The organism is Rhodococcus sp. IEGM 1381, from assembly GCF_030056795.1.
GTDB lineage: Bacteria > Actinomycetota > Actinomycetes > Mycobacteriales > Mycobacteriaceae > Rhodococcoides.
In genome coordinates, this window is the sequence record NZ_JASHKQ010000001.1 from 710824 (window position 1) to 736689 (window position 25866).

General features: G+C 63.9%; 33 protein-coding genes and 2 pseudogenes. 11 read left to right on the plus strand and 24 right to left on the minus strand.

Translation table 11 applies throughout. The annotated features are described in order from the left end of the window. Window positions 1-9 precede the first annotated feature (9 nt). The 3 genes from QM797_RS03460 to QM797_RS03470 are packed head-to-tail and all read right to left on the minus strand — an operon-like array spanning window position 10 to window position 1237. Complete coding sequence (locus QM797_RS03460; protein WP_283273737.1) at window positions 10-222, minus strand: hypothetical protein; 213 nt, start codon at window positions 220-222, stop codon at window positions 10-12. 8 nt (window positions 223-230) lie between these two features. Further along, entirely contained in the window at window positions 231-818 is a 588-nt protein-coding gene (locus QM797_RS03465; protein WP_283273738.1) for an ArsR/SmtB family transcription factor, read from the minus strand. 47 nt (window positions 819-865) lie between these two features. Further along, window positions 866-1237: a VOC family protein gene (locus QM797_RS03470; RefSeq protein ID WP_283273739.1), complete on the minus strand. Its 372-nt coding sequence runs from the start codon at window positions 1235-1237 to the stop codon at window positions 866-868. A gap of 62 nt (window positions 1238-1299) precedes the next feature. Between QM797_RS03470 and QM797_RS03475 the strand changes: the two genes are divergently transcribed. After that, window positions 1300-1734 (plus strand): MarR family winged helix-turn-helix transcriptional regulator, encoded by a 435-nt coding sequence (locus tag QM797_RS03475; RefSeq protein WP_283273740.1) that lies wholly within the window; start codon window positions 1300-1302, stop codon window positions 1732-1734. A gap of 2 nt (window positions 1735-1736) precedes the next feature. Here the strand turns inward: QM797_RS03475 and QM797_RS03480 are convergent, their stop codons facing one another. The 3 genes from QM797_RS03480 to QM797_RS03490 are packed head-to-tail and all read right to left on the minus strand — an operon-like array spanning window position 1737 to window position 3761. After that, window positions 1737-2546, minus strand: coding sequence for an alpha/beta fold hydrolase (locus tag QM797_RS03480; protein ID WP_283273741.1), 810 nt, complete (start codon window positions 2544-2546; stop codon window positions 1737-1739). Window positions 2547-2589: 43 nt separating this feature from the next. After that, window positions 2590-3312, minus strand: a complete 723-nt coding sequence (locus QM797_RS03485; RefSeq protein WP_283273742.1) for a pirin family protein — start codon at window positions 3310-3312, stop codon at window positions 2590-2592. Next, window positions 3309-3761, minus strand: a complete 453-nt coding sequence (locus QM797_RS03490; RefSeq protein WP_283273743.1) for a MarR family winged helix-turn-helix transcriptional regulator — start codon at window positions 3759-3761, stop codon at window positions 3309-3311. Before QM797_RS03490 ends, QM797_RS03485 begins: the two co-directional genes overlap by 4 nt. 85 nt (window positions 3762-3846) lie before the next feature. Here QM797_RS03490 and QM797_RS03495 point away from each other — a divergent pair, with 85 nt between their 5' ends. After that, window positions 3847-4371 (plus strand): VOC family protein, encoded by a 525-nt coding sequence (locus tag QM797_RS03495; protein WP_283273744.1) that lies wholly within the window; start codon window positions 3847-3849, stop codon window positions 4369-4371. A 33-nt stretch (window positions 4372-4404) separates the two neighbouring features. Continuing rightward, window positions 4405-5187, plus strand: coding sequence for a pirin family protein (locus QM797_RS03500; RefSeq protein WP_283273745.1), 783 nt, complete (start codon window positions 4405-4407; stop codon window positions 5185-5187). Window positions 5188-5228: 41 nt separating this feature from the next. Here the strand turns inward: QM797_RS03500 and QM797_RS03505 are convergent. Together QM797_RS03505 and QM797_RS03510 are read right to left on the minus strand one after the other, a co-directional pair. Continuing rightward, window positions 5229-6764 (minus strand): annotated as a pseudogene (locus tag QM797_RS03505) (Na+/H+ antiporter); the annotation flags it as partial. A gap of 17 nt (window positions 6765-6781) precedes the next feature. Next, complete coding sequence (locus QM797_RS03510) at window positions 6782-7585, minus strand: SDR family oxidoreductase (RefSeq protein WP_283273746.1); 804 nt, start codon at window positions 7583-7585, stop codon at window positions 6782-6784. Window positions 7586-7620: 35 nt separating this feature from the next. Between QM797_RS03510 and QM797_RS03515 the strand changes: the two genes are divergently transcribed. Continuing rightward, window positions 7621-8421: an ABC transporter ATP-binding protein gene (locus QM797_RS03515; protein WP_371833808.1), complete on the plus strand. Its 801-nt coding sequence runs from the start codon at window positions 7621-7623 to the stop codon at window positions 8419-8421. 26 nt (window positions 8422-8447) lie between these two features. Then, window positions 8448-10001 carry an ABC transporter permease gene (locus QM797_RS03520; RefSeq protein WP_283273748.1) on the plus strand — a complete coding sequence of 518 codons (1554 nt, stop codon included), beginning with the start codon at window positions 8448-8450 and terminating at the stop codon, window positions 9999-10001. On the opposite strand, the gene QM797_RS03525 is transcribed toward QM797_RS03520, so the two are convergent. Next, window positions 9993-10553, minus strand: coding sequence for a sugar O-acetyltransferase (locus QM797_RS03525; RefSeq protein ID WP_283273749.1), 561 nt, complete (start codon window positions 10551-10553; stop codon window positions 9993-9995). The two genes, QM797_RS03520 and QM797_RS03525, sit on opposite strands and share 9 nt — an antisense overlap. A gap of 10 nt (window positions 10554-10563) precedes the next feature. After that, a complete protein-coding gene (locus tag QM797_RS03530; RefSeq protein ID WP_283273750.1) occupies window positions 10564-11070 on the minus strand; it encodes a GNAT family N-acetyltransferase in 507 nt (168 codons plus the stop codon). A 32-nt stretch (window positions 11071-11102) separates the two neighbouring features. Here QM797_RS03530 and QM797_RS03535 point away from each other — a divergent pair, with 32 nt between their 5' ends. From QM797_RS03535 to QM797_RS03545, 3 genes are read left to right on the plus strand one after another with little or no spacing between them, the layout of a single operon-like run. Continuing rightward, on the plus strand, window positions 11103-12053 hold the full coding sequence (locus QM797_RS03535; RefSeq protein WP_283273751.1) for a D-2-hydroxyacid dehydrogenase: 951 nt from the start codon (window positions 11103-11105) through the stop codon (window positions 12051-12053). Between the two features lie 53 nt (window positions 12054-12106). Further along, a complete protein-coding gene (locus QM797_RS03540; RefSeq protein ID WP_283273752.1) occupies window positions 12107-12562 on the plus strand; it encodes an SRPBCC family protein in 456 nt (151 codons plus the stop codon). 1 nt (window position 12563) lies between these two features. Further along, window positions 12564-13334, plus strand: coding sequence for a class I SAM-dependent methyltransferase (locus QM797_RS03545; RefSeq protein ID WP_283273753.1), 771 nt, complete (start codon window positions 12564-12566; stop codon window positions 13332-13334). Here QM797_RS03545 and lppU read toward each other — a convergent pair. The 6 genes and pseudogenes from lppU to QM797_RS03570 all read right to left on the minus strand — a co-directional run bounded on the left by lppU (window position 13331) and on the right by QM797_RS03570 (window position 18342). Next, entirely contained in the window at window positions 13331-13936 is a 606-nt protein-coding gene (lppU, locus tag QM797_RS03550; protein ID WP_502942289.1) for an LppU family putative lipoprotein, read from the minus strand. The genes QM797_RS03545 and lppU overlap by 4 nt on opposite strands. Before the next feature lie 106 nt (window positions 13937-14042). Continuing rightward, window positions 14043-15275: a molybdopterin-dependent oxidoreductase gene (locus QM797_RS03555; protein ID WP_283275257.1), complete on the minus strand. Its 1233-nt coding sequence runs from the start codon at window positions 15273-15275 to the stop codon at window positions 14043-14045. A gap of 63 nt (window positions 15276-15338) precedes the next feature. Continuing rightward, window positions 15339-15590, minus strand: a pseudogene (locus QM797_RS26285) (SCO6045 C-terminal-like domain-containing protein); the annotation flags it as partial. Next, window positions 15587-16426: an MbnB/TglH/ChrH family RiPP precursor modification enzyme gene (locus tag QM797_RS03560; protein WP_283273755.1), complete on the minus strand. Its 840-nt coding sequence runs from the start codon at window positions 16424-16426 to the stop codon at window positions 15587-15589. The pseudogene QM797_RS26285 and the gene QM797_RS03560, both read right to left, overlap by 4 nt. Continuing rightward, on the minus strand, window positions 16423-17322 hold the full coding sequence (locus QM797_RS03565) for a TIGR04222 domain-containing membrane protein (protein ID WP_283273756.1): 900 nt from the start codon (window positions 17320-17322) through the stop codon (window positions 16423-16425). The genes QM797_RS03560 and QM797_RS03565 overlap by 4 nt, the downstream gene beginning before the upstream one ends. 99 nt (window positions 17323-17421) lie before the next feature. Continuing rightward, a complete protein-coding gene (locus QM797_RS03570; protein ID WP_283273757.1) occupies window positions 17422-18342 on the minus strand; it encodes a TIGR04222 domain-containing membrane protein in 921 nt (306 codons plus the stop codon). A 170-nt stretch (window positions 18343-18512) separates the two neighbouring features. On the opposite strand from QM797_RS03570, the gene QM797_RS03575 reads away from it, so the two are divergent. The 3 genes from QM797_RS03575 to QM797_RS03585 all read left to right on the plus strand — a co-directional run bounded on the left by QM797_RS03575 (window position 18513) and on the right by QM797_RS03585 (window position 22134). Beyond that, on the plus strand, window positions 18513-19796 hold the full coding sequence (locus QM797_RS03575) for an HNH endonuclease signature motif containing protein (RefSeq protein ID WP_283273758.1): 1284 nt from the start codon (window positions 18513-18515) through the stop codon (window positions 19794-19796). 62 nt (window positions 19797-19858) lie between these two features. Then, complete coding sequence (locus QM797_RS03580; RefSeq protein ID WP_283273759.1) at window positions 19859-21157, plus strand: lipase family protein; 1299 nt, start codon at window positions 19859-19861, stop codon at window positions 21155-21157. A gap of 14 nt (window positions 21158-21171) precedes the next feature. Continuing rightward, window positions 21172-22134: an endonuclease/exonuclease/phosphatase family protein gene (locus QM797_RS03585; protein ID WP_283273760.1), complete on the plus strand. Its 963-nt coding sequence runs from the start codon at window positions 21172-21174 to the stop codon at window positions 22132-22134. Window position 22135: 1 nt separating this feature from the next. Here the strand turns inward: QM797_RS03585 and QM797_RS03590 are convergent, their stop codons facing one another. From QM797_RS03590 to QM797_RS03625, 8 genes are read right to left on the minus strand one after another with little or no spacing between them, the layout of a single operon-like run. Next, window positions 22136-22939, minus strand: a complete 804-nt coding sequence (locus tag QM797_RS03590; protein WP_283273761.1) for an SDR family oxidoreductase — start codon at window positions 22937-22939, stop codon at window positions 22136-22138. A gap of 53 nt (window positions 22940-22992) precedes the next feature. Beyond that, window positions 22993-23571 carry a hypothetical protein gene (locus tag QM797_RS03595; protein WP_283273762.1) on the minus strand — a complete coding sequence of 193 codons (579 nt, stop codon included), beginning with the start codon at window positions 23569-23571 and terminating at the stop codon, window positions 22993-22995. Next, on the minus strand, window positions 23568-24110 hold the full coding sequence (locus tag QM797_RS03600) for a DUF6286 domain-containing protein (RefSeq protein WP_283273763.1): 543 nt from the start codon (window positions 24108-24110) through the stop codon (window positions 23568-23570). The genes QM797_RS03595 and QM797_RS03600 overlap by 4 nt, the downstream gene beginning before the upstream one ends. Beyond that, entirely contained in the window at window positions 24107-24472 is a 366-nt protein-coding gene (locus QM797_RS03605; RefSeq protein WP_037152512.1) for an Asp23/Gls24 family envelope stress response protein, read from the minus strand. Before QM797_RS03605 ends, QM797_RS03600 begins: the two co-directional genes overlap by 4 nt. Continuing rightward, entirely contained in the window at window positions 24465-24644 is a 180-nt protein-coding gene (locus tag QM797_RS03610) for a hypothetical protein (RefSeq protein WP_027495126.1), read from the minus strand. The genes QM797_RS03605 and QM797_RS03610 overlap by 8 nt, the downstream gene beginning before the upstream one ends. Before the next feature lie 39 nt (window positions 24645-24683). Further along, window positions 24684-24968 carry a hypothetical protein gene (locus QM797_RS03615; RefSeq protein WP_283273764.1) on the minus strand — a complete coding sequence of 95 codons (285 nt, stop codon included), beginning with the start codon at window positions 24966-24968 and terminating at the stop codon, window positions 24684-24686. Between the two features lie 4 nt (window positions 24969-24972). Further along, on the minus strand, window positions 24973-25248 hold the full coding sequence (locus tag QM797_RS03620) for an Asp23/Gls24 family envelope stress response protein (protein WP_283273765.1): 276 nt from the start codon (window positions 25246-25248) through the stop codon (window positions 24973-24975). Window positions 25249-25259: 11 nt separating this feature from the next. Next, window positions 25260-25751: an Asp23/Gls24 family envelope stress response protein gene (locus QM797_RS03625; RefSeq protein ID WP_283273766.1), complete on the minus strand. Its 492-nt coding sequence runs from the start codon at window positions 25749-25751 to the stop codon at window positions 25260-25262. Window positions 25752-25866: the final 115 nt, after the last annotated feature.

Sequence of the window (25866 nt, forward strand, 5' to 3'; positions counted from 1 at the left end):
CGGCTTACGTCACCGACGAGCCAGCTCGAGGACCCGTCGCTCCGACACGGAGACATCGGCGAGCGATGCCGTCAACTCGTCCCACGCCTTCTGAACGCGGAGTTCGTCTCGGCGGAGGCGCTTCTGCGCAGCAGCGAGTCTGCGGCGCTCGGCCAGAAGCATATGCCGATCGCGATCCTGCCTGGCCATGAACAGGTACGTGTGCGGATCGAATGGATACATGCCAACTCCTATGGTGTAGTGGGGAATCCGTGCATCAGCACCATGACGTGTTCACGCTCCCCCGAGGTCGTGTTCTCGCCGTGTCGACGCCACTTATCCACGACAGCACGTAGTTCCGCGTCCATCTCAGCGGTTTCGCTTGCTGTCAGGCGGAGGACGTTGTCGGTGCTGAAGGCACCCGAGACCCATTCTTGCCCCCAGGACTCGGACGTCCGGTCGAAATCACGTAGCCGAGACCACTGGTGCGCCAACCAGGAGTCCTTGGACGCCTTGGCAACCGACAGTGACTCGGGAGAGTCGGCGAAGTCGTTCTCGGACCAGCTGAAGCCCTCCTCGTTGGCCTCCGACCACCAACGTTGGCGCTTGTCCGAGCCGTTCTCGACCTCCTTGACGAATCCGTGCTCGGCGAGTTTGCGCAGGTGATAGCTCACCGAGGCGGGTGACTCGTCCACCAGATCGCCGAGCTGGGTTGCCGTCATCGACTTGTTGGCGCGCAAGGCGTAGAGCAGGCGCAGCCGAATGGGATGCGTCAGCGCCTTCAGCTCGGACATGTCCGTCAGCTTCCGCGGCGTTCGGGGCGGAGGTGGTGGGGTCATGCACCAACCATACCCGAAAGAAATATTTCGCAATAGTCCTTTCGGATTTAGCTGCTGTGCACGGTGACGGCGTATCCATCCGGATCTTGCAGGACGAAGGTCTTTCCGAAGGGTCCGTCGAAAGGCGAGGTGAGGATCGGGACATCGGCCGCAACCAGTGTTTCGTGCAATGCCTCGGCGTCCGTGCACACGAGCCACAGCGCAACCCCGAGGCCGGGCTGCCCGCTGTCGAGATCGGTTCCGGGAGCGGGATTCCGGACAGCGAAAGGGATGGGCGAGGTTGTGAACACCACTGCTCCGGGTGGTGCCTGGGGTGCACGGACGAGGCCGAGTCGGGATTCGTAGAAGTCAGCGCTCGCTTCGAGATCGCGAACCTGTAAGGCGAGAAAGCTGGGGCCGGAGACGGTTGTGTCGTTCATGTCGATTCCTTTCGGTTTTTGTCAAGTTCTTGACGAGAAAGAATGTATGTCAAGCTGTTGACATGAGTCAAGTGGACCTCGACACCTCGATCGGATACGCCCTCAAGCGGGCGACCTCTGCGCTGCGCTCTGCGATGGACGAGCGGCTACGACAGCTGGGCATGACGGTCCCGCAGTATTCGAGCCTCGAACTACTCGCTCATCGCCCGGGGCTGTCCAATGCCGAGCTCGCGCGGGGGGTATTCGTGACCAGGCAGGCGACGCATCAGTTGCTGGCCGGGCTCACGCGCGAGGGGCTGGTGGAGATCGTCGGGACCGGGCGTGCGCAGCGGCTTCATGTGACTGCGCGAGGCGTGGAACGACTCGAACGCGCGTCGGCCGCCGTCGCCGAGGTGGAGCTGACGATGATCGCGTCGCTCTCCGAGCAGGACCGCCAGTCGCTGCGGCAGGGTTTGGCTACGTGCGCCCAGGCTCTGGACGAACACGTTGTGCCGTGACGTCAGTCGATCGAGTCGAGGAATTCCAGCATCGCCGTGTTGAACTCGTTCGGCCGGTCCATGTTCGCGGCGTGACCGCAGTTCTCCAAGACCACCGATCGACCGAGCGGATTGAGCTCCACCGACTCGGAAGCGTGTGCAGCAGGCCAGAACTGGCTGTCACGCCCGGCGACCATTAGGTACGGCCTGCCGGTACCGGCAATGGTTGCACGCCAATCCTGCGCTGCGTGATCGGCGAGCAGCGCCTTCATCGGAGCCGTGTCGGGTGAGGCCATCTTCGGCATCGAACGCAGTGCGAGCACCAGCTTCAGCAGCGACGGAATGGACTTCCACTGGGGCCGTCCATGACCGGTGTCGGGTATTCCTTTGTCGAAGAACGTCTTTCGATGTTCTTCGGTGAGTCCGTAAAAGCCGTTCGGCCAGTCTGCGCTGTTCACCATCTTCGGTGTCTGATCCACCGACACGACAGCCCGTACGTGGTCGGTGCCGAATTGCGAGACGTAGGACCAGACGGTGCTCGCTCCCATCGACCCACCGATCAATACGGCGTCGTCGACGCTCAGCGCTGCCAAAATGTTTGCGACATCACGCCCGTGCCGTTCCATGGATGCGCCGTGGGGCGGTGCTTCCGATGCCCCATGGCCGCGTCGATCGAGAGCCAGCACTCGATACCCGGCCGCCACCAACGCCTTCTGCTGCAGCGCCCAGGTGGTGGCGGGGGCGCAGAATCCCGCGATGAGTACTACGGCCGGGCCGGTGCCCTCGTCGATATAGCTCAGAGTGACGGCGTCGTCGGTGACAACTGTCGGCATAGTGAATCTCCCGTGTAAGAAGAACTCGGTCAGAAGAACTCGATCAGGCGAACTCGGCGTGCATTTCCCAGATCAGGATCTCGCTCGCTGACGATGCTGTCACACGGTGTCCGCCGGTACCGGTCAGTCGAACCGCGTCGCCTCGCGCGAGGTCTCCTATGTCCTCGAACACCGCTGAACCGTCGGCCATGAACACGTGACCGAACGGCGCGTCGGGAACAGTGACGGACTCCCCCGGTGCAAGTCGGGCGACATGCAGCGTGGCGTAGCGGTTACCGATCCGAATGCCGCCCCGGCGCGGCATACAGGATGCCACCGGCACCAGCTCGCCGGTCGCCAGCTGGTCCTGCACGTCCAGCTCTTCGTACGAGGGATCGGTTCCGTCGGTGTCGGGTGGAATCCACATCTGCACGACGCGCAGCTTCTCCCGGCTGGTCAGGCTCGACGCGTTGCGTTCGGTGTGGCGAATGCCGGTGCCGGCACTCATGCGTTGAAGGAGTCCGGGGTAGATGAGCCCCGAATTACCCTCGGAGTCCGTGTGTTTCAGCGTCCCTTCCAGTACCCACGTGATGATTTCCATGTTCTCGTGCTGATGGGAGTCGAAGCCCTCGCCCGGAAACACCGTGTCCTCGTTGTGCACCATGAGCAGCCCATGCGCGTTGGCCGCGAGGTCGTAGTTGCCGGTTGCGGGGAATGACTGCTTGGAGTCGAGCCATTCGTTCCACCAATGATGGCGTTGTTCACCGGGTATGTGAGTCACGGTCACGACGCGTGGTTCCGCATCGCTGTGAAAGTCCGGGTCAGCGCCGGGAGATCGTTCGGGTCCACGAGGTCGAACATGTTCTCTCGCACTGTCTCGACGTGGCCCGGGCTGGCGGCGGCGAGGGTGTTCATGCCGGCTTCGGTGAGCTCGGCGGACATTCCTCGTTTGTCGTCGTCGCATTTGACGCGAATGACCCATCCGTTGTCGACGAGTCGGCTGATGGCCCTGGTGACGCCGCTGCGAGTCGTGGTGACAGCGTCCGCAAGTTCGCTCATACGTCGGCGACGCTCGGGTGCCTCCGACAGAACGACCAGCAACTCGAAGTCGGTGAACGAGATTCCCGAGTCGCGTGTGAGTTGATTGTCGAGGTCGCGAAGCAGCAGCCGCGTCGCATCGAGGTATGCGCGCCAGGCCCGCTGCTCGTCGGTATCGAGCCACCGTGGTGAATCCATACCACCATGCTAGTTGACAACGCAACTAACTGGTGTACTGTTCTCAGTAGTTGACGAAGCAACTACTTGACCGGAGGGTGGAGCGATGACCGAGACCAACGAATTGACTGCCGACGAGGCACGCCGCGCGCAGGAACACGCCGAGCAGCGGGATCGCATTCGTGCGCAGCATCTGAAGCCGGGCGGCGAGCGGCCCGCGTCGTCCGCCCGCGGACTCCATCACACCGCGCTGGTCAGCAGCGACGTCGAAGCAACGGTGCGCTTCTACCAGGATCTGCTCGAATTCCCGCTCACCGAGCTCATCGAGAACCGCGACTACCCGGGCTCCTCCCACTTCTTCTTCGACATCGGCAACAGCAACCTGTTGGCCTTCTTCGACTTCCCGGGCCTCGACGTCGGTCCGTACGCGGAGGTGCTGGGTGGACTGCACCATGTGGCCATCAGTGTCGAGCCCACCCGTTGGGAGCACCTACGCGCCAAGCTGACCGACGCCGGAATCGAGTTGATCGAGCACAGTGACGTCTCGCTGTACTTCCGCGACCCCGACGGTGCGCGGCTGGAACTCATCGCCGATCCGCTCGGTGAGATGTACGGCTCGCACGTTCTCTGAGAACACACCTACTTCGAGATTCGAGGCAATGACATGACCTCTGCAGCAACCACACTCGACATCCGCCGGGCCGACGACAGATTCAAGACGAAGATCGGCTGGCTGGACTCCAAGCACTCCTTCTCCTTCGGCAATCACTTCGATCGTGGCAACACTCACCACGGCGTCCTCATGGTCAACAACGACGACATCGTGACCCCGGGAATGGGATTCGATACTCACCCGCATCGCGATATGGAGATCGTCACCTGGGTTCTGCAGGGATCGCTGGTGCACCAGGACTCGATGGGCCACTCCGGCGTCATCTACCCCGGTCTCGCGCAGCGCATGAGCGCGGGTACCGGAATTCTGCACTCGGAGAAGAACGATTCGTGGCGACTCGGCGATACCGCCGGTTCGTACTCGGGCAAGCACGGCGATCCTGTTCGGTTCGTCCAGATGTGGGTCGTGCCGGACGAGCAGGGCATCACCCCGGGTTACGAACAGCTCGAGATCGACGGCGAATTGCTCAGCGGTGGTTTGGTTCCCGTCGCGTCCGGCATGCCCGACCACGCCGATCATGCGGCCATTCGCATCAAGAACAAGTACGCGGCCATGCACGTGGCACGCCTGCAGGCCGGGCAGGCTCCTGTGGAGATTCCCGACGCACCGTTCGTGCACATCTTCGTGGCGGAGGGTGAGGCGATGCTCGAGGGCGTCGGACTACTGGCCGAGGGCGACGCCGTGCGCGTCAGCGGAGGCGGCGGCCAGAAGCTGAGCACCGCCAGCGGTGCCGAAGTGATCGTCTGGGAGATGCACGCCGCAATCGCCGGATAATCGGTCTCTCGGTGCGGACGGAAGGAGTGCTCCTCGTGGTCGAGTTCGTGCTCGAGGCTGCGCATGCTGTTGTCCGGTAGCCGGCCGGCATCTCGCCAGCACAGTAACTCCTCCCGCTCGACCGCCAGGATGCGTCTGCGGGTACTCATCGCGGCGATCTGCTCCGGTGAGATGACCGAGTCGCCGACCTCGGACTCGTCGAGATGATCGAGTCGGCGGTGGTACCGGTCAATGCGATGCTCCAATTCGTGTCGCAGTATCTCCCGCCCATCGTTGTCGAGATTTTCCTCGTCGGCGATGCGATCGAGCTGTGACAGTGCAGCTTTGGTCGATCCCTCACGTGCTTCGTTTCGCACACGCGCCTCTGCGGCGGGGTCCGCGACGACGTTCAGCTTTCGCACCAGTGGAGCGAACGTCAGGCCCTGTCCGACGACCGTCACCAGCACGACGAGAAATGCGCAGAACAGCAACAGGTCTCGGCTCTCGAACGACTCACCGGAGTCGATCGTCAGGGGCAGGGTGAACACGGCCGCGACGGTGATGACGCCGCGAGTACCGGCCCAGCTCATCACCACTGCCTCGCGTGCGGACAGCCCCGTGGTCAGCAACCACAGCGGCCGGAGCAGCAGGACGCCGGCGAGCGTGACCGTGACTGCGAGGGCGATGGTCGTCCCGGAGTATGCCGACAGGCCGCCGACCACGGTGGGCAACTGCTCGCCGATCAACAGAAACACGAAGCCCTCCAGCAGCAGATCTATCAGCCGCCACACCGCGCTGGTCTGCAGGCGGCTGGCTCCGGAGATGGCGTGGCGAGTGTGATGCCCGATCACCAGCGCCGCGACCACGACGGCCAGAACTCCCGACGCATGAACCTCTTCGGCCGCCAGGTACGCAACGAACGGCGTCGCCAGCGACACGATGTTGAGCAGCAGAGAATCGTGAACGTATCGCTGTACCAACCGGATCAGCAGGGCGACGACCAATCCGACGACGATTCCGCCGACTGCAGCCAACACGAACAATCCGCCGGCGTGAGCGAACGTCATGTCCTGGCTGGAGATAGCGGCGATCGCCACGGTCAGCATCGTCAACGCGGTGGCGTCGTTCAGCAACCCCTCCCCTTCGATGAGGGTGATCAGCTTCGGTGGAATGCCCGCGCGTCGACCGACGGCAAGGGCGGCCACCGGATCCGGCGGTGCCACGGCGGCACCGAGCGCCATACCAGCGGCCAGCGTGATGCCCGGAACGAGCAACCACAGACCGACGCCCACGAGGGCCGCTGTCGCCACCACGAGGGCGACCGACAAACTCAAGATCGTCCACACGTTGCGGCGGATGGCGATCAGTGACGAGTTCAGGGCAGCGCTGTAGAGCAGCGGTGGGATCACCAGGGTCAGAACGACTTCGGGGTCGAGGACGATGTCGGGCAACGCAGACGCGGAGACTGCCAGGCCGGCCAAGGTCAACAACGCTGCCGCGGGCAGCGTCGTCTTCTTCGAAATCACCTGCGCGGCGACGATCAGACCCGTAGCAGCCAGGACCAGGCCGAGAGTTTCTATCACCCGGCTGTATTCCACCAGGTCAGAGGTTCAAACTATCTCTTCAGCCCGAACATCTTCGCGATCGTCTTCTCCATGAACGTCGCCGGCAGCAACCGTCGCGCCAGAAACACGACCGGCGCGTTGCTTCCTCTGGCGTACAAGGGTTTCGGCTTGTCGGCCTCGATGGCCTTCAGTACCACGTCGGCGACGTCTTCGGCGGAGATGCCGGTTCCCTCCTTACGATCCAGGGACGAGATCGCTGTGTGGAAATCGTCTCGGTGGACCGAATCCGCGGCGATGTACTTGGTACGGCGTTCGCTGATTCCGGTGTTGATCGATCCCGGCTCGACGGTGGTCATCCACACGCCGAAGGGAGAGAGTTCCAGACGCGCCGCGTCGGAGAAGCCCTTGATCGCTGCTTTCGTCGACGCGTAGGACGAGCGATAGGCGAGGGGGAAGCTGGCCAACATCGAGCCGACCATCACGATGCGGCCGTAACCTCGCTCGCGCATACCAGGAATGACGTTCTGCGACAGCGTCACTGCGCCGAAGACGTTCAATTGGAAGAGTCGTTCGATGGCGTCGGTCGGCAGTTCCTCGAACGGTCCCGACTGGCTCTCGCCCGCGTTGTTGACCAGAACGTCGACGGCGCCCAGCTCCGCGACGAATGTGCCGATCGACGCGCTGTCGGTCAGATCGAGAGCTCGATATTCGACGCCCGCCGCCCTTTGGGCGTCGGTCATCGAAGCCGGGTTTCGGGAGGTGCCGATAACTCGGTAACCGCGAGCGACCAGCGCCGACGCGACAGCCTTTCCAATTCCTGACGAAGCTCCGGTGACCACTGCGGTGCGATTCATGCCCGAATGGTACCGGTGCGTTCGACCGACACCGCATGACGAATCTGCCCATACCGGTTAGTCTGTTACCTGTGCAAACGAACTCCGCCGCCCTGCTGCTCGAGCACCTGTGCATGGCCTTCGGCCCCAAGCCTGCGGTCGACGACCTGTCCTTGACAGTCCCACCCGGCTCCATGTTCGGGTTGGTCGGACCCAACGGCGCAGGCAAGACGACATCGCTGTCCATGGCCGTGGGGCTGCTGAGACCGCAGTACGGGCGGAGTCTGGTATTCGGCCGAGACGTCTGGGCCGATCCGATCGCGGCGAAAGAACTGCTCGGCGTGCTGCCCGATGGACTGACCTTGCCCTCACAGTTCACCGGCCACGAGCTCCTGACCTATATCGGTCGACTGCGCGCGATGCCGGAGGACGTCATCGCGCAGCGTCGAGACGAGCTGCTGGACGCATTGGACCTGACCGACGCCGGCGGAACCGTCATCGCCGACTACTCCGCGGGAATGACCAAGAAAATCGGGCTGGCCTCCGCGCTGCTGCACGGGCCCCGATTACTGGTGCTGGACGAGCCTTTCGAGGCTGTCGACCCCATCTCCTCCACCACGATTCGAACCATCCTCGTCCAGTTCGTCCGCTCCGGCGGGTCGGTGATTCTGTCGAGCCACGTCATGGCCCTCGTCGAGCAACTGTGCACACACGTCGGCGTCATCACCGGAGGCCGAGTGGTGGCGGCCGGAACCGTCGACGAGGTCCGCGGCGGCGGGACCCTGGACGATGCCTTCGTTCGGCTCGTCGGCACCCGCGATCAGAACCCGGACGGCCTGTCCTGGATGCGCTCGTGATGTCGGTCGGCCGCACGGTCCTGCAGATGCGAATCACGCTCTACCGCAGGCAGTTCAAGGGCGGACAAGCGGTGATCAAAACTGTGTTCGGATTGCTGGGACTGGCCTTCGCGGTTCTCGCATGCGTGATGGCGGCTCGAACCGACGCGTCGCAGGTACTGGTGGGCGGCACCGCAGGCCTCGGACTGACCCTCATGGGCCTGAGTTGGGTTCTCTTCCCGGTGCTGTCGGGCATCTCCGACGACAACATCCAGCCCCGCCACTTCCAACTGCTGTCCGTCGACCCCGTGCGACTGGCCCGTGCGCTGCTGACCACGTCGGTGGTCGGCATAGTGGTTCCACTGACGATCGTCGCGACAGCGTCCATTCCGATCTACGCACTATCCCACTCGGTCGCAGCACTGCCTCTGGCTCTGGTGGCCTGGCCCGCGACGGTGGTGTTCTTCGTGACGCTGTCGAGGGTGGTGACGCTGGCGATGTCGCAGCTGCTCAAAAGTCGACGCAGTCGTGAGTTCGCACTGTTGGCGTTCGGAGCCATCTTCGGTGGCCTGTACTTTCTTCAGTTCCCCATCACTCAGAATCTCGATCGTGTGCTGTCGGGTGAGGTGACGTGGCCGCTCACACTGGCCCATTCGATTCCCTTCAGTTGGGGTATCACCGGCGTCGATGCTGTGCTGGACGGCAATTGGCTGTTGGCGATCGGCGCGGTGGTGGGATTGCTGCTGCTGGACGTCGCACTGGTGTGGGCATGGCAGCGACTGGTGCTACGCCACTTCGAGGGCCGCATCACCACCTCGTCGGGATCGTCGCGAAAGCAGACAATCGCCGACGGCCGCGACGGAGCAACAGGGTGGCGGGTGACGCGAGTAGGCGCGATAGTGACCCGAGAGCTGACCCTGTGGCGCGGCGACATGCGTCGTCGAAGTCAGCTGCTATCGGTCCTGATCTTCTCGGTGCTGGCCGGCATCGGCCCGTTGGTGACCGACTCGATTCCGTTCAGCGCAGCCTGGGGCGCGTGGATCGTGATCTTCATGGCCATGGGTGCGGGATCGAATTCGTACGGTCTCGACGGTAGTTCGATGTGGCACCTGGTGATGATTCCGCAGGCCCTCCCCGACGACATCCGTGGTCGGCAGATCGCCTGGTTGCTGATCGCGGCCCCCTTTGCGATCGTGCCGGTCGTGGTGGTTCGCGTGTTCGGCGACCTCGGGCTCGACCGGCTGGAGATCCCGATCGCCGTGACGATCTCGATGCTCGGAGTCAGCGCCGGTCTGACCGCCCTGAATTCCGTACGCGGTGCCTACCCGGTGCCCGAAGCGACGAAGTCGTTTTCGATGAACACACGAGGATCGTTCACCGGCAATGCATTCGGATTCCTCGTACTCGGAATAATGGTTCTGGCCGTGTCGGTCGTGCCTGCACTACTGCTCGCGCTGCTCCTTCCGGGAGCGTGGGCGTATCTATCGATTCCGGTGGCCGTAGCAATCGGTTGGCTGGGGATGTGGTGGGGCGCGCGGATGGCAGTCTGCGCGCTGGTTCGTGACTCCGACAGAATCTTGAACTCGGTGATCTCACGGTAGCGCGCGGATTGCCCGACAAGGGTTACCCGCAGCAAAGGTGTGCGACGGTACGTCGCGGGTAACGACACTCCCGGCTCCGATCACCGAGTTCTCGCCGATGGTTACTCCCGGGCAGACGATGACACCGCCGCCCAGCCATACGTTGTTCCCAATGGTGATGGGAAGTGCGCTCTCCCAACGCGTCCGGCGAGCTTCGTGATCTTCCATGGGATGCAAGGCAGTCAGTAGTTGCGCGCGCGGGCCGATCGACACGTCGTTACCGATGGTGATGGGTGCGCAGTCCAGCAAAATTGCATCGTAATTGAGGAAGGTGTTCGAGCCTATGGAAATGTATGTGCCGTAGTCACATTGGAATCGGGGCATGATCCACGAATCCGCTCCGATGGATCCGAGCAGCTCGCCGAGCAGTTCACGCCGTTCTTCGGTCCGATCTGCCGCGGTCGCATTGAATCTGTCGAGCAGCTTTCCACACGAGATTCGAGACGCCACCAAGTCGGGATCACTGTCTCGATAGAGCTCGCCGCGCAGCATCCGGTCTCGATTCTCGCCCATACAAGTCACGCTACAAGCCGGTCGAGATCTCGAACAGTGCGACGCTGAACCACGAACTCCCATCGCCGAAATCGCGCCGATCGACGTAGCGAAAACCCTGACGCAAGTAGTAGCTGCGCAGGTCGATGTTGGTCTCTGCGCAGTCCAGACGTAGCAGCGCTCTCCCTTCCTGCCGGGTCCGCTGCGATGCCCACTCGAGCATCGACGTGCCCAGTCCCGTTCCGGATTCGCTTCTGTCGATCACCAATCCATGCACGTAGCCTGCGGCTTCGCCCTGCTCCGGCCAGATGAGAGGGTCGGCCCAGATCAATCTCACCGCACCGACAATCGGGCCACCGGGGTGGCGTCGAGCGATGTAGAACTCTCCTGCGTCTATCTGGGCAGCAACAGTCGACAGAGGTACCTCGCGCGGTGTCCACTGATCGATTCGCCGAGCGGCCAACCAGTCCTCGGCGGCGTGCCGGAGTGCGAGTATCGTTGCTGCGTCGGCGGCAGACGCGAGTTCTACGGTGAGCACGGTGCCATCGTACGGAGGTGGTGATTCCTGTGGTGAACGTGCTTGTAGTCGAAAGTGATTCGGATCGAAAGGCCTTTCCGTCGATTGCTGGAGTCCAGTTCCGGAGCTGCGCGATCGCTGAACTGGCCGATACGGTCTCCTGGGCCGAGGTGCTGCTGTTCCGCACGTTCGAGGCCGTCGATCTCCACACCGTCTGGCCGAATGCCGCCGAGCTCCAGTGGATCCATTCATCCAGCGCGGGGGTGGATCGACTGTTGGACCCCGGTCTGCGCGATGGGCCGTGGCTGCTGACCAACTCGGGAGGCATACTCGACCGCGCGATAGCCGAATATGTCGCAGCAGGAATTCTGGCGTCGGTGAAGAATCTGCCCCTGGCGATTCGCCGTCAGCGCGAGCGAGTTTGGGAGCATCGAGTCAGCAAGGGAGTTCGCGGCGAGCGTGCTCTTGTCGTCGGACCGGGCTCGATCGGACGTGAAATCGGCCGGTTGCTCGGCGCACTCGGTATGCGGGTCGATGCGTCGGGGACGTCCGAACGCCCGGGGGACGCGGAATTCGAGCGAATCCGTCACGTCGAACAATTACGTTCGTATGCAGGCGAATACGCCGTCATCGTGCTCGCTACACCGTTGACCGAGAGAACCCGTGGTCTTGTCGGTTACGAGGTGCTCTCGGCCATGAGTCCGGATGCGGGTTTGGTCAACATTTCGCGCGGTCCCGTTGTCGACGAGCAGGCGCTGTGTGCGGCCTTGGCTTCCGGGACGATCGGGTGGGCGGTGCTCGATGTGTTCGAGGTCGAGCCGCTTCCTGCATCGAGTCCGCTGTGGGACATGAACAACGTGATCCTGACCGCGCACCTGGCTGGGGACGCCGACGACTTCGCCGAGCGGTTGTGGCAGCTGTTCGAGGAGAACTTGGAGAGATATTTGCACGGTTCGCCGCTGGTCAACGTCGTGGACAAGCAGACGGGCTATGTCCAGCGGTAAATCTGACCGTCAAAGTGTGTGTAACAGCGCGTAGCGTGTACTAGGGTGCACGAGTGCGGGTAATCAATCATTCGGCGATCGCGTCGACCAGTCGGGAGGCGGCGTTCGCCTACCTCGACGATTTTCGTAACGTGCCGCAGTGGATGTTCGGCATCACACGGTTCGAGCCGAGGAGCGAGATCACATCCGGTCTCGGAGCCACGTATGACGCGACGATGCAAATCGGCCCCAAAGCGCTCAAATCCGTTGTGCACGTCACCGAATGGGTCCACAACGAGCGACTCACCCTCGAGTCGGTCGAGGGGCTGTCGAACTCGTCGACGTGGTCGTTCGAGGACGCCGGTGACGGCCGAACCCGACTGGTCGTCGTCTTCCGCTACAGCCTGCCCGGAGGTATCGCCGGTAAGGTGCTCGGAGCGGTAGTGGAACCCGTTGTGGGTCAAGCGATCCGGCACACCGAGTCGACCCTGCGGGGTCGGTTGGAAGCGGCCGGTCGGTACTCTGGCTAACATGGCAGAGGATGTGCGACCGGAACGTGGACTGACTTTTGGCCGAGTTGCGGAGGACTACGACCGCGCCCGACCCGGCTACCCCGCCGAGCTGTATGCGGACATCGCGACCGGAGGCAGGCTGCGAGTACTGGAGGCCGGAGCCGGTACCGGTAAAGCCACCGTTGCGTTGGCCGAGCTCGGCGCATCCGTGGTTGCGGTGGAACCGGATTCGGCTATGGCAGAGGTCGTTCGGCGTCGTACCGAGCACCTCGACGTCGAGGTGCAGGTGTCGCGATTCGAGGAGTGCGTAGTCGAGCGGGCGTCGTTCGATGTGGTCGTCGCCGCGCAGGCCTGGCATTGGGTGAACCACGAACAAGGAGCGGCGGTCGCGGCCCGCGCGTTGGTACCGGGAGGCGCACTCCGGCTGTGGTGGAACACGCCGGGCGACCTCGACGGGCCAGCGTGGGATGCCGTCAGAGCTGCCTACGACGCAACCGAACCGGAAGCGGCACCGCTGCTGGCACGTTCCCTCGGTGCGCAATCGGAATCGATCGTGCCTCGCGCCGACGGCTTCGGTCCCTGGTCGTCCTCGACGTACAGGTGGGTCCAGCGCTATACCGCGGACGAATTCTGCGCGATGGCTGCCACGTACTCGGGCCACCTGGTCCTCGACGACACGCGGCGTGCCGAGGTGTTGAACGCGGTGCACACAGCGATCTCCGAGCACGGACACTTGGACTATCACTACGTCACCCAGATGATGACAGCCAGGCGTGACAAAAAAGGCTAGGAGATCGTTGTGGTGCACACGACGAATTGTCTTGCGTCGTAGGCGTACCCACCCTCAGGGCAGTCGTTGGGGTCGGCGGTGCCGGTCTTGATCTCGGTGACCTGTTCGACGTCGGTGGCGCTGGGGTCGCTGCAGTCGACACGTGCGGGCTCGTCGATACCGCCGGTGGGAACACTCATGCATCCGTCGACGACCCAATCGACGTCGAGGCACAAAGCGCCCTGCTCCACACCGTCGAGCGTCTCGTAGTAAGTCTGATTGACGTCGGTGGGGCACTGCTCGTTCTGTTCGGCCTTCGCAATGACCTTGTAGTTCGACTCCATGCTGCCGCACTCGGCGTTGTCGATGGTGGCGGCGGTCATCGTGCCGCCGAGCTGGACGCATTGCCCGATCTCGACATCGATATCGGTGGAACCGCCGGCGTCGATGCCTTCCTGACCGGAGACGTCGTCGGTGGTGCTGGCAGCGGCCGACGTCGAGGACGAGGTGGTGGTGGTGTCTGCGGCAACGGCGTTGCCCGAGTCGGACGACGAGCAGCCTGCGGCGAAGAGCAGCGTCAATGTTGCACCCGCGGCAAGGAACCCTCTGGACAGTGCGTGCATCGTGGCGTGACCTTCTGGACTCATCCAGGCGAAGGAGTGCTCCTTCGTCGGTAACCCCGCGGGCTACCGAAAAAATATTCTTTACTATTCACGGAGATTTTGAAAGTCACGAACGGAACACGATCGACGAAACCCACTTGGTGTTGTGCACGCCCGGCAATGCAGGAACGATCACGCGCGCGGGATAGCCGTGATCGAGCGAGAGATCGACACCGTTGACTTTCAAGGCCAGCAACGAGTCGGGATGTACTGCTTGATTTCCCTGCAGCACTGCGCGCGTGAACGGACCGTTCTGTTCGACCGAGGTGATCTCGGCCGATCGCGGCGCGGGAACTCCGGCGAGGGCGGCGAGTTCGGCCAGTGGGACGCCGGTCCAGGTCTGAGTCGTCGACCATCCTTCGACGCAGGCGATCGGGAGTTCGGCAGTGCGCTGCGACATCGACAGCAGCCTGCCTCGGGTCAGCACCACCGGACCGGCATCGTCGGCTGCGCTGCTGATCGTCAGCTGCCAGTCGGCACCGGTCTGCGCCTCGGTGATCCCCGCCGCCTCGGCCGTTCGATTGACCTGAAAATCGTTGGGTCCGTCGCCGTAGGAGCGCCCGCGCGGCAGCAGAATCGCTGCCTTGCGTAGAACGCCCCCGACCGTCTGGCCGGCTGTCAGTACAGCGACGAAACCCATTCCTGCAGCAACCAATCCGATTGCGCCACGTCGATTCATGGTCGTCGTCGGTGCGTCGGTGGCAGCTTCGTTGCGGGCGCGCAGCACGTCCATCAGAGACTCGGACCGCAGGGTTCGCCACATCAACGGAAGCTTGAGACCGAGGTGGACGAGGAATCCGGCGATGAACACCCAAGCGCCGAAGTAGTGGGCGGCGTAGAAGTCGAAGCCGAACACGTAGTCGTACTGGATGTTCAGAACACCGGTGACGATCTCGAACAGCAGACCGCCGACGAGCGCCAGCAGAGACAGTCGTTCGAGTGCATGTGCAGGCGAACGAACCGGCGGCAATTCGACGAGCTTGGGCATCACCGACCACAGCTTCGCGATCACGAGCGGCACGATGATCAGACCCAACCCGACGTGCAGGCCCTGCGTCAGCTGGTAAAGCCAGGCTGGGTTCGTCGGCCAGTCGAAGAACGGCAATCGCAGCCACCCGACGGCTCCTGGCCTGGCCTGGCCGAACTGGGGCCCGTACGCGCTGTACGAGAGCAGCCCGGTCACGATGACGATCGGTAGAGCGACGAGCAGCACTGCGCCGAACAGTGACGTCAACCACGTCCCGCGCAGCGGACTGCGAAAGCGCACGAGTGAGTTGCGGGCGTCGGCCATGTAGGGCATTCGCTGCCCGGGCAGTATCGGATGTGTCGTGTCCAGCTCCCCTGCCTGTTTCATCGCCTCGAAGAAGGCCTGGGCATCGGCGGCGGTGGATACCTTCGGACGGCCGGATGCCCATCGGTGAAAGAGCTCGTCGTACTTCTCCCCCATCGCCGACGGCACAGCCGGGTACCGAGCCGCGATCTCGGCTGCCCGCTTGCGCAGGAGAGCTGTTCGAGCGGTGTCGATGGTGGCTGCATCGAACCCAGGTGGCAGCGATTCTCCCGCCACGAGCGCACGGATGAGCTCCTTCTGACGGCGTGCCAGGTCCTCGCTCACACCGTCGGACCCAGCACCCGGTTCGGCGTGATTCGTTCCAGGCCCGCCGAATCGGCGATCGCGTCGAGTTCGTTCAGCAGCTCGATCTCGGGTGGGTAGTCACCGTCGCGCTCGAGCATGAGTGGTGTGCGGTGCCCGGCTGCAGCGAACGTTTGGAGTAGCTCGAGTACCTCTTCGGGAACCGCCGCGCTGTGCGAGTCATGGTAGACGCCGTCGCGTACCGTGCCACCGGCAATGTGGCAGTAGGCAATTCGGTCCATGGGTAGCCGGGCCAGTTCGGTCCACGGGTCACGGCGTCGGTTGCGCGCGTTGGCATAGACGTTGGCGATGTCGAGCACCAAGTTGACGCCGGTACGCTCTACCAGCTCGCTGAGGAACTCTCCCTCGGTCAGCTCGTCATCGGGCCAATCGAACAGCGCTGCAATGTTTTCCACAGCCAACGGCACCGAAAGTCCGTCCTGCGTTCGCGCTATGTTGCGGGTCAGAACAGTCAAGGCCTCACGGGTCCGCGGCATCGGGAGCAGATGCCCGGCCTCGATACCGTCGGCACGAACGAATGCGACGTGTTCGCTCACGATCGGTGACCCGAGCAGCGAGGCCACTCGTTCCAGATGCGCTATGCGACGCTCCTCCACCGGCTCGGCACCGCCCAGCGACAGGCTGATGCCATGAGTGACGACGGGGACGCCAAGCGCGGTGAGGCGCTCCGGTGCGTACTCACCGATCGATTCGGCGATCACCTCACAGAACGCTAGCCCTGGCAACGTCGAGATGATCCCCGAAATCTCACTGCGCCAACCGATTCCGAGGCCGGCGGGCAGAGCCTCCACCGTCACCCTCCGCACCCACCGCCGCCCCCGCAGCCTCCACCCCCGCCTCCGCCTCCGTCGCCACCACTGCCACCACCGCCGTCGCCACCGAAACCGAACGACGCAGCTCCACCGGCGTGAGTTGATCCGTAGCTCAGCGCACCCGCCATTGCCGGATCGAGCACCATCAAGGCTCCCGCTCCGAAGAGGGCCGCCGACATGCCCGCGCGTGACGGACCGTACGCGGTGAACGACGGGCGAGCCCGTGGCTCGAGGTAGTTGTTCTCGGCGCGAAGGCGTCGGAGCGCTTCGTTTCCAGGGGCAGTGCGACGTGGTCGGCGAATGACGAACGGAAGCGCGACGTGCAGCAAGACGACGATGACGATGAGAAAACCCACCGGCTTCTCGTTGGCGATGCCTGCAGCAATGCGGGCGATGCCGACAGCCGCGACGAAGAGGATCGGAAACATCCGGGCCAGCATGGGACGCGCGTTCGCGCCGTGCATCAGGCCCTCGTCGACGAGGGCGCTGCGCAGCTGCGCACAAGCCCCGGACATGTTCGACACCAGGCGGGATCGAACCAGGGGTGCCTTTCCGGTGCCGAGTCGTTCGAGGACGGTGCGGGTGAACCAATCCAGCTGCACGCGCTCGGTATCGGTCAGGCCTCGCCGTGCGCGTCCGCTGGAATCGATCACGTTGGCACCGCGCAGGATGGCCAACGACGCCATCACCGCCTGCTCGTCGTTGGTGAGCACCCCGACCTCGGGCGGCGTGAGTACCCGGCCGGTCGGCGAGGCCGCAACGGTCCGGTGTGCGTCGAGCCAGTTGCCCACCAGCGTTGCAGCGACTGCGAGAACGGCTGCGAGCAGATACCACCGCAGGAACTCAGCGCTGGCAATCCCCCAGGTGTCGGTATTCCCCACGGCTGCACCACCCTTCGGTCGAAACCAGTATCTGGTGCAAGTATCGGGCCAAACAGCGAGAAAGCAAGCCCTGAAACGTCCCCCCGGGGACGCAACGTCTCAGCTGCCGCTGCCGCATCCGCCTCCACCGCCGCCTCCTCCACCACCGCCGCAGCCACCACCGCTGCATCCACTGTCGGTGACGCCGAATCCGAACGTACCGCCGAACCCGAACAACTTGGCCTGGCCGACCTGTGCGACGCCGTGACTCAATGCACCCGCCATCGCGGGATCGAGCACCAGCAACGCACTCGTTCCGAACAGCGCGGCTGACAATCCTGCGCGCGATGGACCGTACGCGGTGAATGACGGACGGGCGCTGGGCGCGAGGTAGTCGTTCTCCTCACGAAGTCGGCGAACTTCGGCCTCGCCGAGGGCGGTGCGTCGTGGCCGACGGTGCACGAAGGGGAGCGTCATCAGCAGTAGGACAATGATTCCGACGAGGAGCAGCACCGGGTCGCCGTTCCTGAGACCCTGCGTCACCCGTGCGACTCCGACGGCCACGACGAACAGTATGGGGAACACCCGGATGGTCGACGCGCCGAGCGTCGGCCGGCCGTGGAGCAGCCCCTCGTCGACCAGTCCTCGACGCAGTTTTGCGCAGGCCCCGGACGTGTCGGCGAAGAGTCGGGAGCGGACCAATGGCGCGGTGCCGCTACCGAGTCGCAAGAGGACGATGCGGGTGAACCAGTCGAGCCGGGTGAGTTCGGTGTTCGTTGGGGTTCGAAGGGAACGGCCTCTAGAGTCGATCACATCGGCCCCACGCAGGATGGCCAACGACGCCAGCACTGCCTGCCCGTCACTGGTGAGCGATCCGATCTGAGGTGGCGTGAGCACCCGCCCCGTCGAGGAAGCCGGAACGGACCGATGAACTGCAATCCAATTGCCCAGCACCGTCAGTACGACTGCGAGCACGGCTGTCAGCGAATACCACCGCAGAAAGTCTGCGCCAGCAATCCCCCAGGTATCGGTACCGTCCATTGCCGCACCACCCTCGCTCGGAAGAAGCGTCTGATGTGAGTATCGGGCCCACCGGCCAGAAAGCAAGCCCGAAAGCGTCCCCGCGGGGACGCTTTTGCTGTCTGCAGAAGGTTCTTGTCGGTGCCCCGTCGTATCGTTGTCGAACATGCATTCGATGAATGGGGGCGTTCATGAGCGACATGGCTGAGGCAGGATCGGAGGCGGGGCGGATCGAGATGGAAGAAATCGAGACCGAGATCTGCGCTCTGGCAGGTCAGATCGCTGCAGCGTCGGCGCAGTATCTGATCCTGGTGGGCGAATTCGACTCTCGACGCGGATGGGCGGGGTGGGAAGTGCGGTCTTGTGCGCATTGGTTGTCCGGGCGCGCGGGAGTCGACCTGCATACCGCTCGTGAGCAGGTACGGGTCGCCAAGGCTATGCGAGAGTTGCCGCTGATCACCTCTGCTTACCTGAGCGGCACCGTGTCGTACTCCAAGGTGCGCGCGATGACGCGTGTGGCCACAGCCGAGAACGAGGTATCGCTGCTGCAGAAGGCACTCGATGCACCTGCCGCGCACATCGAGCGCCTGTGCCGTGGTTTGAAGAAGGCGATGCGCCCGACTCGGCGAAACGGTGTGGACTTGGATCCGTGTCTGGGACGGTGGCGCTGGGACGAGGACGACGGCTCGCTCGTGGTCAGCGCGCGATTTCGGCCGGAGGACGGCAAACGGTTTCTGGCCGCGTTGACCAGGGCCGAATACGAGCGGACCCGAACCGACGACGAGGCGGACGCCGATCGGGCCGCCCCTGCGCCGCCCAATCCGGTTCCGGCGATGATCGCGATGGCCGAGATGGTGTGCGCTGCACTGGACTCTCCGGTCGTGTCGCCTGCTGCGGAGGTGCTGGTGCACATCGGTGGTATCGATGAAGCGGCTCACGATCATGCCCATTTCGATGACGGCCCAGCGCTCGATGACGAAACGCTGGCTCAGGTGCTGTGTTCTGCAGTCATGCGCACTGTCGGGCACGGCCGGCTTGGAAAGGTTGTGCGGTGGAGTCCGACTGCCAAAGCCCCGAGTCGAACCCAGTTGCGTCAGTTGATCATTCGAGACCGCTGCTGCGCGGTGCCGGGATGCGGTCGAACCCGCTTCATGCATGCGCATCACGTCACCTATCGCTCGCGCGGTGGTGAGACCACACTCGACAACCTGGTGCTGCTGCGCGGCGAGCATCATCGAGCGCTGCACGACGGTTACTTCTTCATCGAAGCCCTCGGAGATCAACGCTTCTCGTTCCGCCATCCCTCGGGAACCGAGAGCATCCACGCTCCCGCGGTGTCGGGAGACGTCAACGAGATCAGGCGACAGTACGGCGGCATCGCGCCCGACGCCATCGTCCCGAACTGGGGCGGGGAGGGCCTCGACCTCAGCTACGCGACCGACGTCCTGATCACAAATTGGCAGCAGGCTGCATGAAATGGGGTCGTCGAGGGCAAGTTAGTGTGACGAAAAGACTCGGACAAAGAATCGGTAGGGATATGAGCGTCGACAGATCATTCGGGGACGAAAAGCCCTGGCCGGTGGAGCAAGCACCGGGTCGGAGCGACGCGACCAGGCCCGAGGACGATCCGTTCTACGCCGCGCCTGCGGGTTACGAAGCGGCTCTGCCGGGCACGATTCTCAAGGTACGGCCGGTCGAGGTCGCGATGTTCGGTCGCGTACGCCAGCGAGTCGATGCGTGGCAGCTGCTGTACCGGACTGCGGATCTGGGCGGTCTTCCACAGGCCAGCGTCACGACGGTGCTTCGCCCGCGCAACGCCGAACCGGTCCTGCTGTCGTATCAGTGCGCCATCGACGGCGTCGCGTCCTCGTGCTTTCCGTCGTACGCGCTTCGCCGCGGCTCGAAGGCCTTCGGTGCAGCTCCGCAGTTCGAGTTCCTGCTGGTTCTGCATGCCCTGCGTCGTGGGTGGACCATCTCGATCCCGGACCACGAGGGCCCCGACGGGCACTGGGGTTCGCCGCAGGAACCCGGATTCTGCACGCTCGACGCCATCCGCGCGGCGTTGTCGTTCGAGCCGCTCGCGCTGAACGAGACCACGCCCGTTGCGCTGTGGGGTTACTCGGGCGGTGGCCTCGCGACGTCCTGGGCAGCGGAGATGGCACCGGAGTACGCGCCGGAGATCGAGTTGGTCGGTGCCGCGCTCGGCTCCCCCGTCGGCGATCCGGGCTCGGCGTTCATGCGGCTGAACGCGACGCTGCACGCGGCGTTGCCGGCGCTGGTGGTGGCAGGACTGCGGCGGACTTACCCCGAACTGGATCGGGTCATCCGCCAGTACGTCAACGAGGACGGAATGCGCATTCTCGATTCCGTCGAGTCGATGACTACCGTCCGAGCCGTCACCAAACTGGCTCGACACGATCTGGACAACTACATCGACGTTCCATTGGCCGATCTCCTGGCGCTGCCGGAGATCGTTCAGGTGTTTCAGGACATCCAGCCCGGCCGCACTGCTCCGTCGGCTCCGCTGCTGGTGATCCAGTCTGTGCACGACCAGATCATCGCCATCGACGACGTGGACGGGCAGGTCGAGCGGTACAACGAAGCCGGTGCTCACGTGACGTACCTGCGAGATCGGCTGAGCGAACACCTGTCGCTGCATCCGCTCAGTGCGCCCCTCACCCTGGATTGGCTGGCCGATCGATTCGCCGGTGTGCCGGTGCCCGGCCCCTCGACGCGGACGGTGTGGTCCACTGCGTTCTCGCTCGCGGCGGTTCGTGGTTTGGTGTCGCTGACCTGGACGACGCTGAGAGCATTCACCATCGGCGTCCGGGCGTAGCTACTCTCGGACCGATGCAGCGAACCTGGGTACGGATACTCACCGGCACGATCGCGACATTGGGCATCCTCACCGGGCTGGTGGCGATGGGCGTCTACTACACCGACACCCGCGTCAACGTGCTGATCGCACTGGCGTCGTTCGTACCGTTGATGTTCATCGCTGTCGTACTCGGCGCACTCGTGGCGCTGATCGGGCGGCGCTGGATTCTCGCGGGAATCTCGACGCTCGTGCTGGCGGCAGGCGCAGTGTCGTACGCACCGCTTTACGTGGCCGACGCGGCACCGAGCTCCAACGGTGTGCGGCTGCGCGTGATGCAGGCAAATTTGATGGTGGGACGCGCTGACCCGACGGCTGTGGTCGGTCAGGCGCGTGAGAACTCCGTCGACGTCGTCACGATTCAGGAATTGACCGACGCGTCGGCGATCGGTCTGCGTGACGCCGGTATGGAAGAGCTCTTTCCCTACAGTTACCTCCGGCCTTACGTGACGGGCGGCGGCGGGGCCGGCATCTACAGTCGGCTGCCGATATCCGACAGCCGCGAACTCGTCGGGTACGGTCCGGTGAATCTTGCAACCCGAATCGAGGTTCCCGATTCGGAGCCGATCTCGCTGCTCGCCGTGCACCCCGGACCCGCCTACATCACTCCGGCGGAAATCTGGACGGCTGAATTGGATACGCTGCGAGGCGATCTGGAGGCCGTGTCGGGCACCGGACCGGTGATCGTCAGCGGAGACTTCAATACGACCTACTCGCACAAGAAGTTCCGCAACCTCCTCGACGCCGGATACTCCGACGCCGCAGCGCAATTGGGGAAGGGTCTGGTGCCGACGTATCCCACGGACAAGGGCACGCCCGCTGTCGTCGGTATCGATCACATCCTGTCCAACAGCGGACACGCTCGATCACTGGAAAGAATCGATCTCCCCGGATCGGATCATCACGGATTGATCGGGGAGATCGAGTTCGACCGGTAGATCAGCGAAACGAGTGGACGTTGCGCTGTGCCCAGTGCGCGAATGTCGTAGCGGTGCCGGTGAGGTCGGTCAGCGTTCGGTCGACCTGCTGGGGGTTGTGCACCCAGGACTCGAGCCCGTCGACGTAGGTGATCGCAAAGTCCCCCATGCTGGGGGTCAAGTCGTCGATGGTCTCCTGTCGGCTGACCGTTTCGAAGGCCAAAGGGCAGCCGATAGCGTCGGCAATTCTGTCCAATAATTCGACGCGCGTGAGGGTTTCGGGTCCGGTGAGAACATGGGATCTACTGTGATGCCTGTGTTCGTCGATGAGGACGGCCGCCGCCGCCGCGGCGATATCGTCCATCGCTATCGGGGCATTGGCGGCGTCGGGGAACGGCTCACGGACGCAACCGGATTCGATGATTCGCTCCGCCCACATCGTCGAGTTCTCCATGAATTCGCCCGGCCACAGGTGAGTCCAGTGCATCCCGGATTTCTCGACCGCCACGGAGATCGGATACCACCAGTTCTCGGGTGGACCGGCGAGGTCGACGACGTGCCGTACCCCCGCGGCGCGGGCGAGCTCGAGGACCGGTTCGATCGTGCTCGGATACGGAGCCAGATAGATCTGATCGACACCGGCCAGGGCGTCGGGCAGAGAATCCACCCGACCGAGAAACCCCTCGGCGATCTCCACGCCCGCGGGCAACCGGGCGCGTTCGGGATGGTTGGTCAACGCTCGCACGTCGGTTCGTCCCGCAGTCAGAAGGTTGTCGACGAGCATGCGGCCGATATTGCCGGTGGCACCGGTTACCAGAATCGTCATACCGTACAGCGTACGGCATGACGATTCTTCGGAGGTATGCGAAGGTGCGCCGATCAACTCACGCGAGCTGATTGCTTCCGAGACTTGCCGCACTGCAACAGAATTCGCACCGCGGCAGGGGTGCCGTCCAGCGACGTCACGATGTCGTTGCGCGTCTGTGCTGCCGCGGCCGAGACCGTATCGAGTGAAGCCACAGTGGGATCGAGAGTTGCGGTGACCTCGACGACCCGCTCGCCGCGGTCGGACACCGAGCGACCGGATGCGGACACGACACCCTCATGGGCTGCCAAAGATTTCGCTGCACTCTTGGCGGCGGTGGTCAGATCGACACTGAGCCTGCCGTCCACGTCGGAATCCGGTGTGGAGGCGAACGCGACGGTGCCGACCGAACGGCGCGGCAGGTGCGCGAGGAGCCACCAGAGTCCGAGGAGAACGAGGACGATCGCGGCTGCTCCGAGGGCCCAGGGCCACCAGTCTGCATCGACGGTGGTGTCGACGAACGCGGCATCGATACGCTCGCGGCCGGGGAACTTGCCGCGTTCCCATGCGATGGCTCCGCCGCCGAGGGCGATGAGTGCGAGCCCGACGACCGCCGTACTGGTTCGATCGAGGGACGCGGTAGCGCGCTTCATGAGGCTTGTCCTGTCGTTCGCACTCGGGTGCGGACTTTCGGTGCCGACACGAGTGGGCGGAGGGCATCGTCCACGGAGGTGACGATCGAGGATTTCAGGGCCGAAGTGTCGGTGCCGGTCACGGTGGACGCGGCGACGGTGACCTTTTTGCTGCCGGCCTTGGCCGTCGCCGAATCGACTCCGACATTGTCGAGAGCGGCGGCGCGGGCCACTGCGGCGACGTCACCCTTGCGGAGCCAGACATCCTGTTCGGTGAGGGCGCGGTGGGTGCGACGGCGTGGACGTACGGCGACGAAAACAAGGATGAAACCGATGACGACGGCGGCGATCCCGCCGGGCAGCATCCAGCTCTGCGCGGTGAGTCCATCCAGACGCTTAGCTGCGGGGCCGACCCATTCGGAGCCGTCGAGCGCGCCGAGCTTCAGCAACGCCTCGCGGCCGAGGACCACTCCGGCCCCGATGAGGGCGAGTGCGAACAGAACAGCGGGGACAGCGGCGGTAGGGTTTGCTACCGGCTTCTTGCTCGGCTTCTCGCTCATTGCACTCTCCCTTCTTCGACGGTGGCTTCGGCGGGCACACATTGGACGGTGACGTCGACTCGGTCGACGGTGTAGATGCCAAGCTCGGACAGGTCTCTTGCCACTGCCGCGCGGACGTTCGCGGCGACCTTCGCCAGTGGCGACGGCCAGGTGACGGCCACCGCAACCTGCGCACGGACGCGTGTTCCGTTGATCGTCACGTCGGCCTTCGGCAGGTCACGTCCGCCGAGGACGCGCAGCCCGGGGTTGCGGTCGGTGACCGATTCGGTGCCGCGAGCAGCAAGAACGGCTAGGCGCTCGACGGCTTTGTGCTTGATTTCCAGTGAGCCTCGCTCACCGGGCTCCACCGCTGTCTCAGTCACGACCGCGACCACGCATGATCGAGTTCAGGTCCAGTTCGCCGTCGATGTAGCGTCCGACGAAGAAACCGAGGCCGCCGAGGACGATGGCGATGAGGAAGCCGGTGAAACCGCCGGCTGCTGCGGCGATGGCCAGCAGAAGTCCCACGAACAAACCGATGGTTGCAGTGGTCATGGTCTTGATCTCCAGTCAGAGGTATCAGATTCAGCAGTGTCAGATGTCGAAGTAGTTGCGCCGGGTGACGCGCTTGCGGATGCGAGCGATCCGCTTGGGCAAGGTTCGCAGTGGTGACGGGATCGGCGAGGCGCGGAACACGGTCGGCGCGCTGGCAGTATTGATCGGAGCTGACGGAAGAACAGCGAACCTGCGGTCGACCTCGGCGAGTTCGGCCATGTAGCGAGCCGGATCCCCGCCGATATCGGGGTGATGTTCACGTGCCACAGCGCGCCGAGCCGCCTTGTACTCGGCGGCTCGGTTGTGCGCTGGGTGCTCGTTCACCTGGTCAGACTCGCACAATGTCCTCGACGGTGACGTGCACGGGACCGTCGACCATGGCTGCCACTGTGCGACGCACGGCATCGGCGGTCTCGCGGACCGCGACACCGAACTCCAGGGTTACGTGAACCTCGGTTCCGTCTTCACTGCTTCGGACTCCGGAGACACGGCGCCCGGGCAGGTACGTCGCGGCCTCACCGAACATGCCGCCGTGCAGCCCGACGACACCGTCGATCGCCAGAACGGCATCGGCGATGTCCTCGGACTTGTCACGATCCGTCATGTGCGGCTCGGTCACTGCACTCGGGTGGTGGCGGGCTCGGTGGTGGTGTCGTCTTCGTCAGAGCCGTCGTCGAGGTAGATGTCGTGGACGACGATGTTGACCTCGGTGACCTCGAGACCGGTCATGCGCTCGACGGCGTTGATGACGTTGCGGCGGATGCCCGCTGCGAGGTCTGCGATGGACACGCCGTAATCGGCGACAATGTCGATGTCGACTGCTGCCTGACGCTCGCCGACCTCGACCGAGACACCCTGCGACTGGTTGACGCGGGCACCGGGGATGCGCTCACGGAGAGCACCGATCGCGCGGCTGGCTCCGCCGCCGACGGCGTGCACTCCCTGAACCTCACGGGTGGCGATGCCGGCGATCTTGGAGACGACGGTATCGGCAATGGTGGTGCGGCCCTGCGAGCTGACGAGTACGGAATCCGACTTGGTGGTGATGTCGGTCTTCCCTTCGCCTGCTGCGGATACGGTTGCCTTGGTGTCCGTCGTGGAGCTCATGAATGCCTCTCTTCGTTGAGTGTGTGGTGCAGAGTGTGTGTCAGGAGTTGGTCGTAGCTCGATCGGTGAAACGCACGTACAAATAAAGTGACCTACGTCATAGAATACGTTTGGG

Bases quoted from the DNA above. Each gene is read 5' to 3' on its own strand.
- QM797_RS03460 (WP_283273737.1), bottom strand. From the start codon at position 222: ATGTATCCATTCGATCCGCACACGTACCTGTTCATGGCCAGGCAGGAT.
- QM797_RS03465 (WP_283273738.1), bottom strand. From the start codon at position 818: ATGACCCCACCACCTCCGCCCCGAACGCCGCGGAAGCTGACGGACATG.
- QM797_RS03470 (WP_283273739.1), bottom strand. From the start codon at position 1,237: ATGAACGACACAACCGTCTCCGGCCCCAGCTTTCTCGCCTTACAGGTT.
- QM797_RS03475 (WP_283273740.1), top strand. From the start codon at position 1,300: ATGAGTCAAGTGGACCTCGACACCTCGATCGGATACGCCCTCAAGCGG.
- QM797_RS03480 (WP_283273741.1), bottom strand. From the start codon at position 2,546: ATGCCGACAGTTGTCACCGACGACGCCGTCACTCTGAGCTATATCGAC.
- QM797_RS03490 (WP_283273743.1), bottom strand. From the start codon at position 3,761: ATGGATTCACCACGGTGGCTCGATACCGACGAGCAGCGGGCCTGGCGC.
- QM797_RS03495 (WP_283273744.1), top strand. From the start codon at position 3,847: ATGACCGAGACCAACGAATTGACTGCCGACGAGGCACGCCGCGCGCAG.
- QM797_RS03500 (WP_283273745.1), top strand. From the start codon at position 4,405: ATGACCTCTGCAGCAACCACACTCGACATCCGCCGGGCCGACGACAGA.
- QM797_RS03510 (WP_283273746.1), bottom strand. From the start codon at position 7,585: ATGAATCGCACCGCAGTGGTCACCGGAGCTTCGTCAGGAATTGGAAAG.
- QM797_RS03515 (WP_371833808.1), top strand. From the start codon at position 7,621: ATGACGAATCTGCCCATACCGGTTAGTCTGTTACCTGTGCAAACGAAC.
- QM797_RS03520 (WP_283273748.1), top strand. From the start codon at position 8,448: ATGCGAATCACGCTCTACCGCAGGCAGTTCAAGGGCGGACAAGCGGTG.
- QM797_RS03525 (WP_283273749.1), bottom strand. From the start codon at position 10,553: ATGGGCGAGAATCGAGACCGGATGCTGCGCGGCGAGCTCTATCGAGAC.
- QM797_RS03545 (WP_283273753.1), top strand. From the start codon at position 12,564: ATGGCAGAGGATGTGCGACCGGAACGTGGACTGACTTTTGGCCGAGTT.
- lppU (WP_502942289.1), bottom strand. From the start codon at position 13,936: ATGCACGCACTGTCCAGAGGGTTCCTTGCCGCGGGTGCAACATTGACG.
- QM797_RS03555 (WP_283275257.1), bottom strand. From the start codon at position 15,275: ATGCCCTACATGGCCGACGCCCGCAACTCACTCGTGCGCTTTCGCAGT.
- QM797_RS03570 (WP_283273757.1), bottom strand. From the start codon at position 18,342: ATGGACGGTACCGATACCTGGGGGATTGCTGGCGCAGACTTTCTGCGG.
- QM797_RS03575 (WP_283273758.1), top strand. From the start codon at position 18,513: ATGAGCGACATGGCTGAGGCAGGATCGGAGGCGGGGCGGATCGAGATG.
- QM797_RS03580 (WP_283273759.1), top strand. From the start codon at position 19,859: ATGAGCGTCGACAGATCATTCGGGGACGAAAAGCCCTGGCCGGTGGAG.
- QM797_RS03585 (WP_283273760.1), top strand. From the start codon at position 21,172: ATGCAGCGAACCTGGGTACGGATACTCACCGGCACGATCGCGACATTG.
- QM797_RS03590 (WP_283273761.1), bottom strand. From the start codon at position 22,939: ATGACGATTCTGGTAACCGGTGCCACCGGCAATATCGGCCGCATGCTC.
- QM797_RS03595 (WP_283273762.1), bottom strand. From the start codon at position 23,571: ATGAAGCGCGCTACCGCGTCCCTCGATCGAACCAGTACGGCGGTCGTC.
- QM797_RS03600 (WP_283273763.1), bottom strand. From the start codon at position 24,110: ATGAGCGAGAAGCCGAGCAAGAAGCCGGTAGCAAACCCTACCGCCGCT.
- QM797_RS03610 (WP_027495126.1), bottom strand. From the start codon at position 24,644: ATGACCACTGCAACCATCGGTTTGTTCGTGGGACTTCTGCTGGCCATC.
- QM797_RS03620 (WP_283273765.1), bottom strand. From the start codon at position 25,248: ATGACGGATCGTGACAAGTCCGAGGACATCGCCGATGCCGTTCTGGCG.
- QM797_RS03625 (WP_283273766.1), bottom strand. From the start codon at position 25,751: ATGAGCTCCACGACGGACACCAAGGCAACCGTATCCGCAGCAGGCGAA.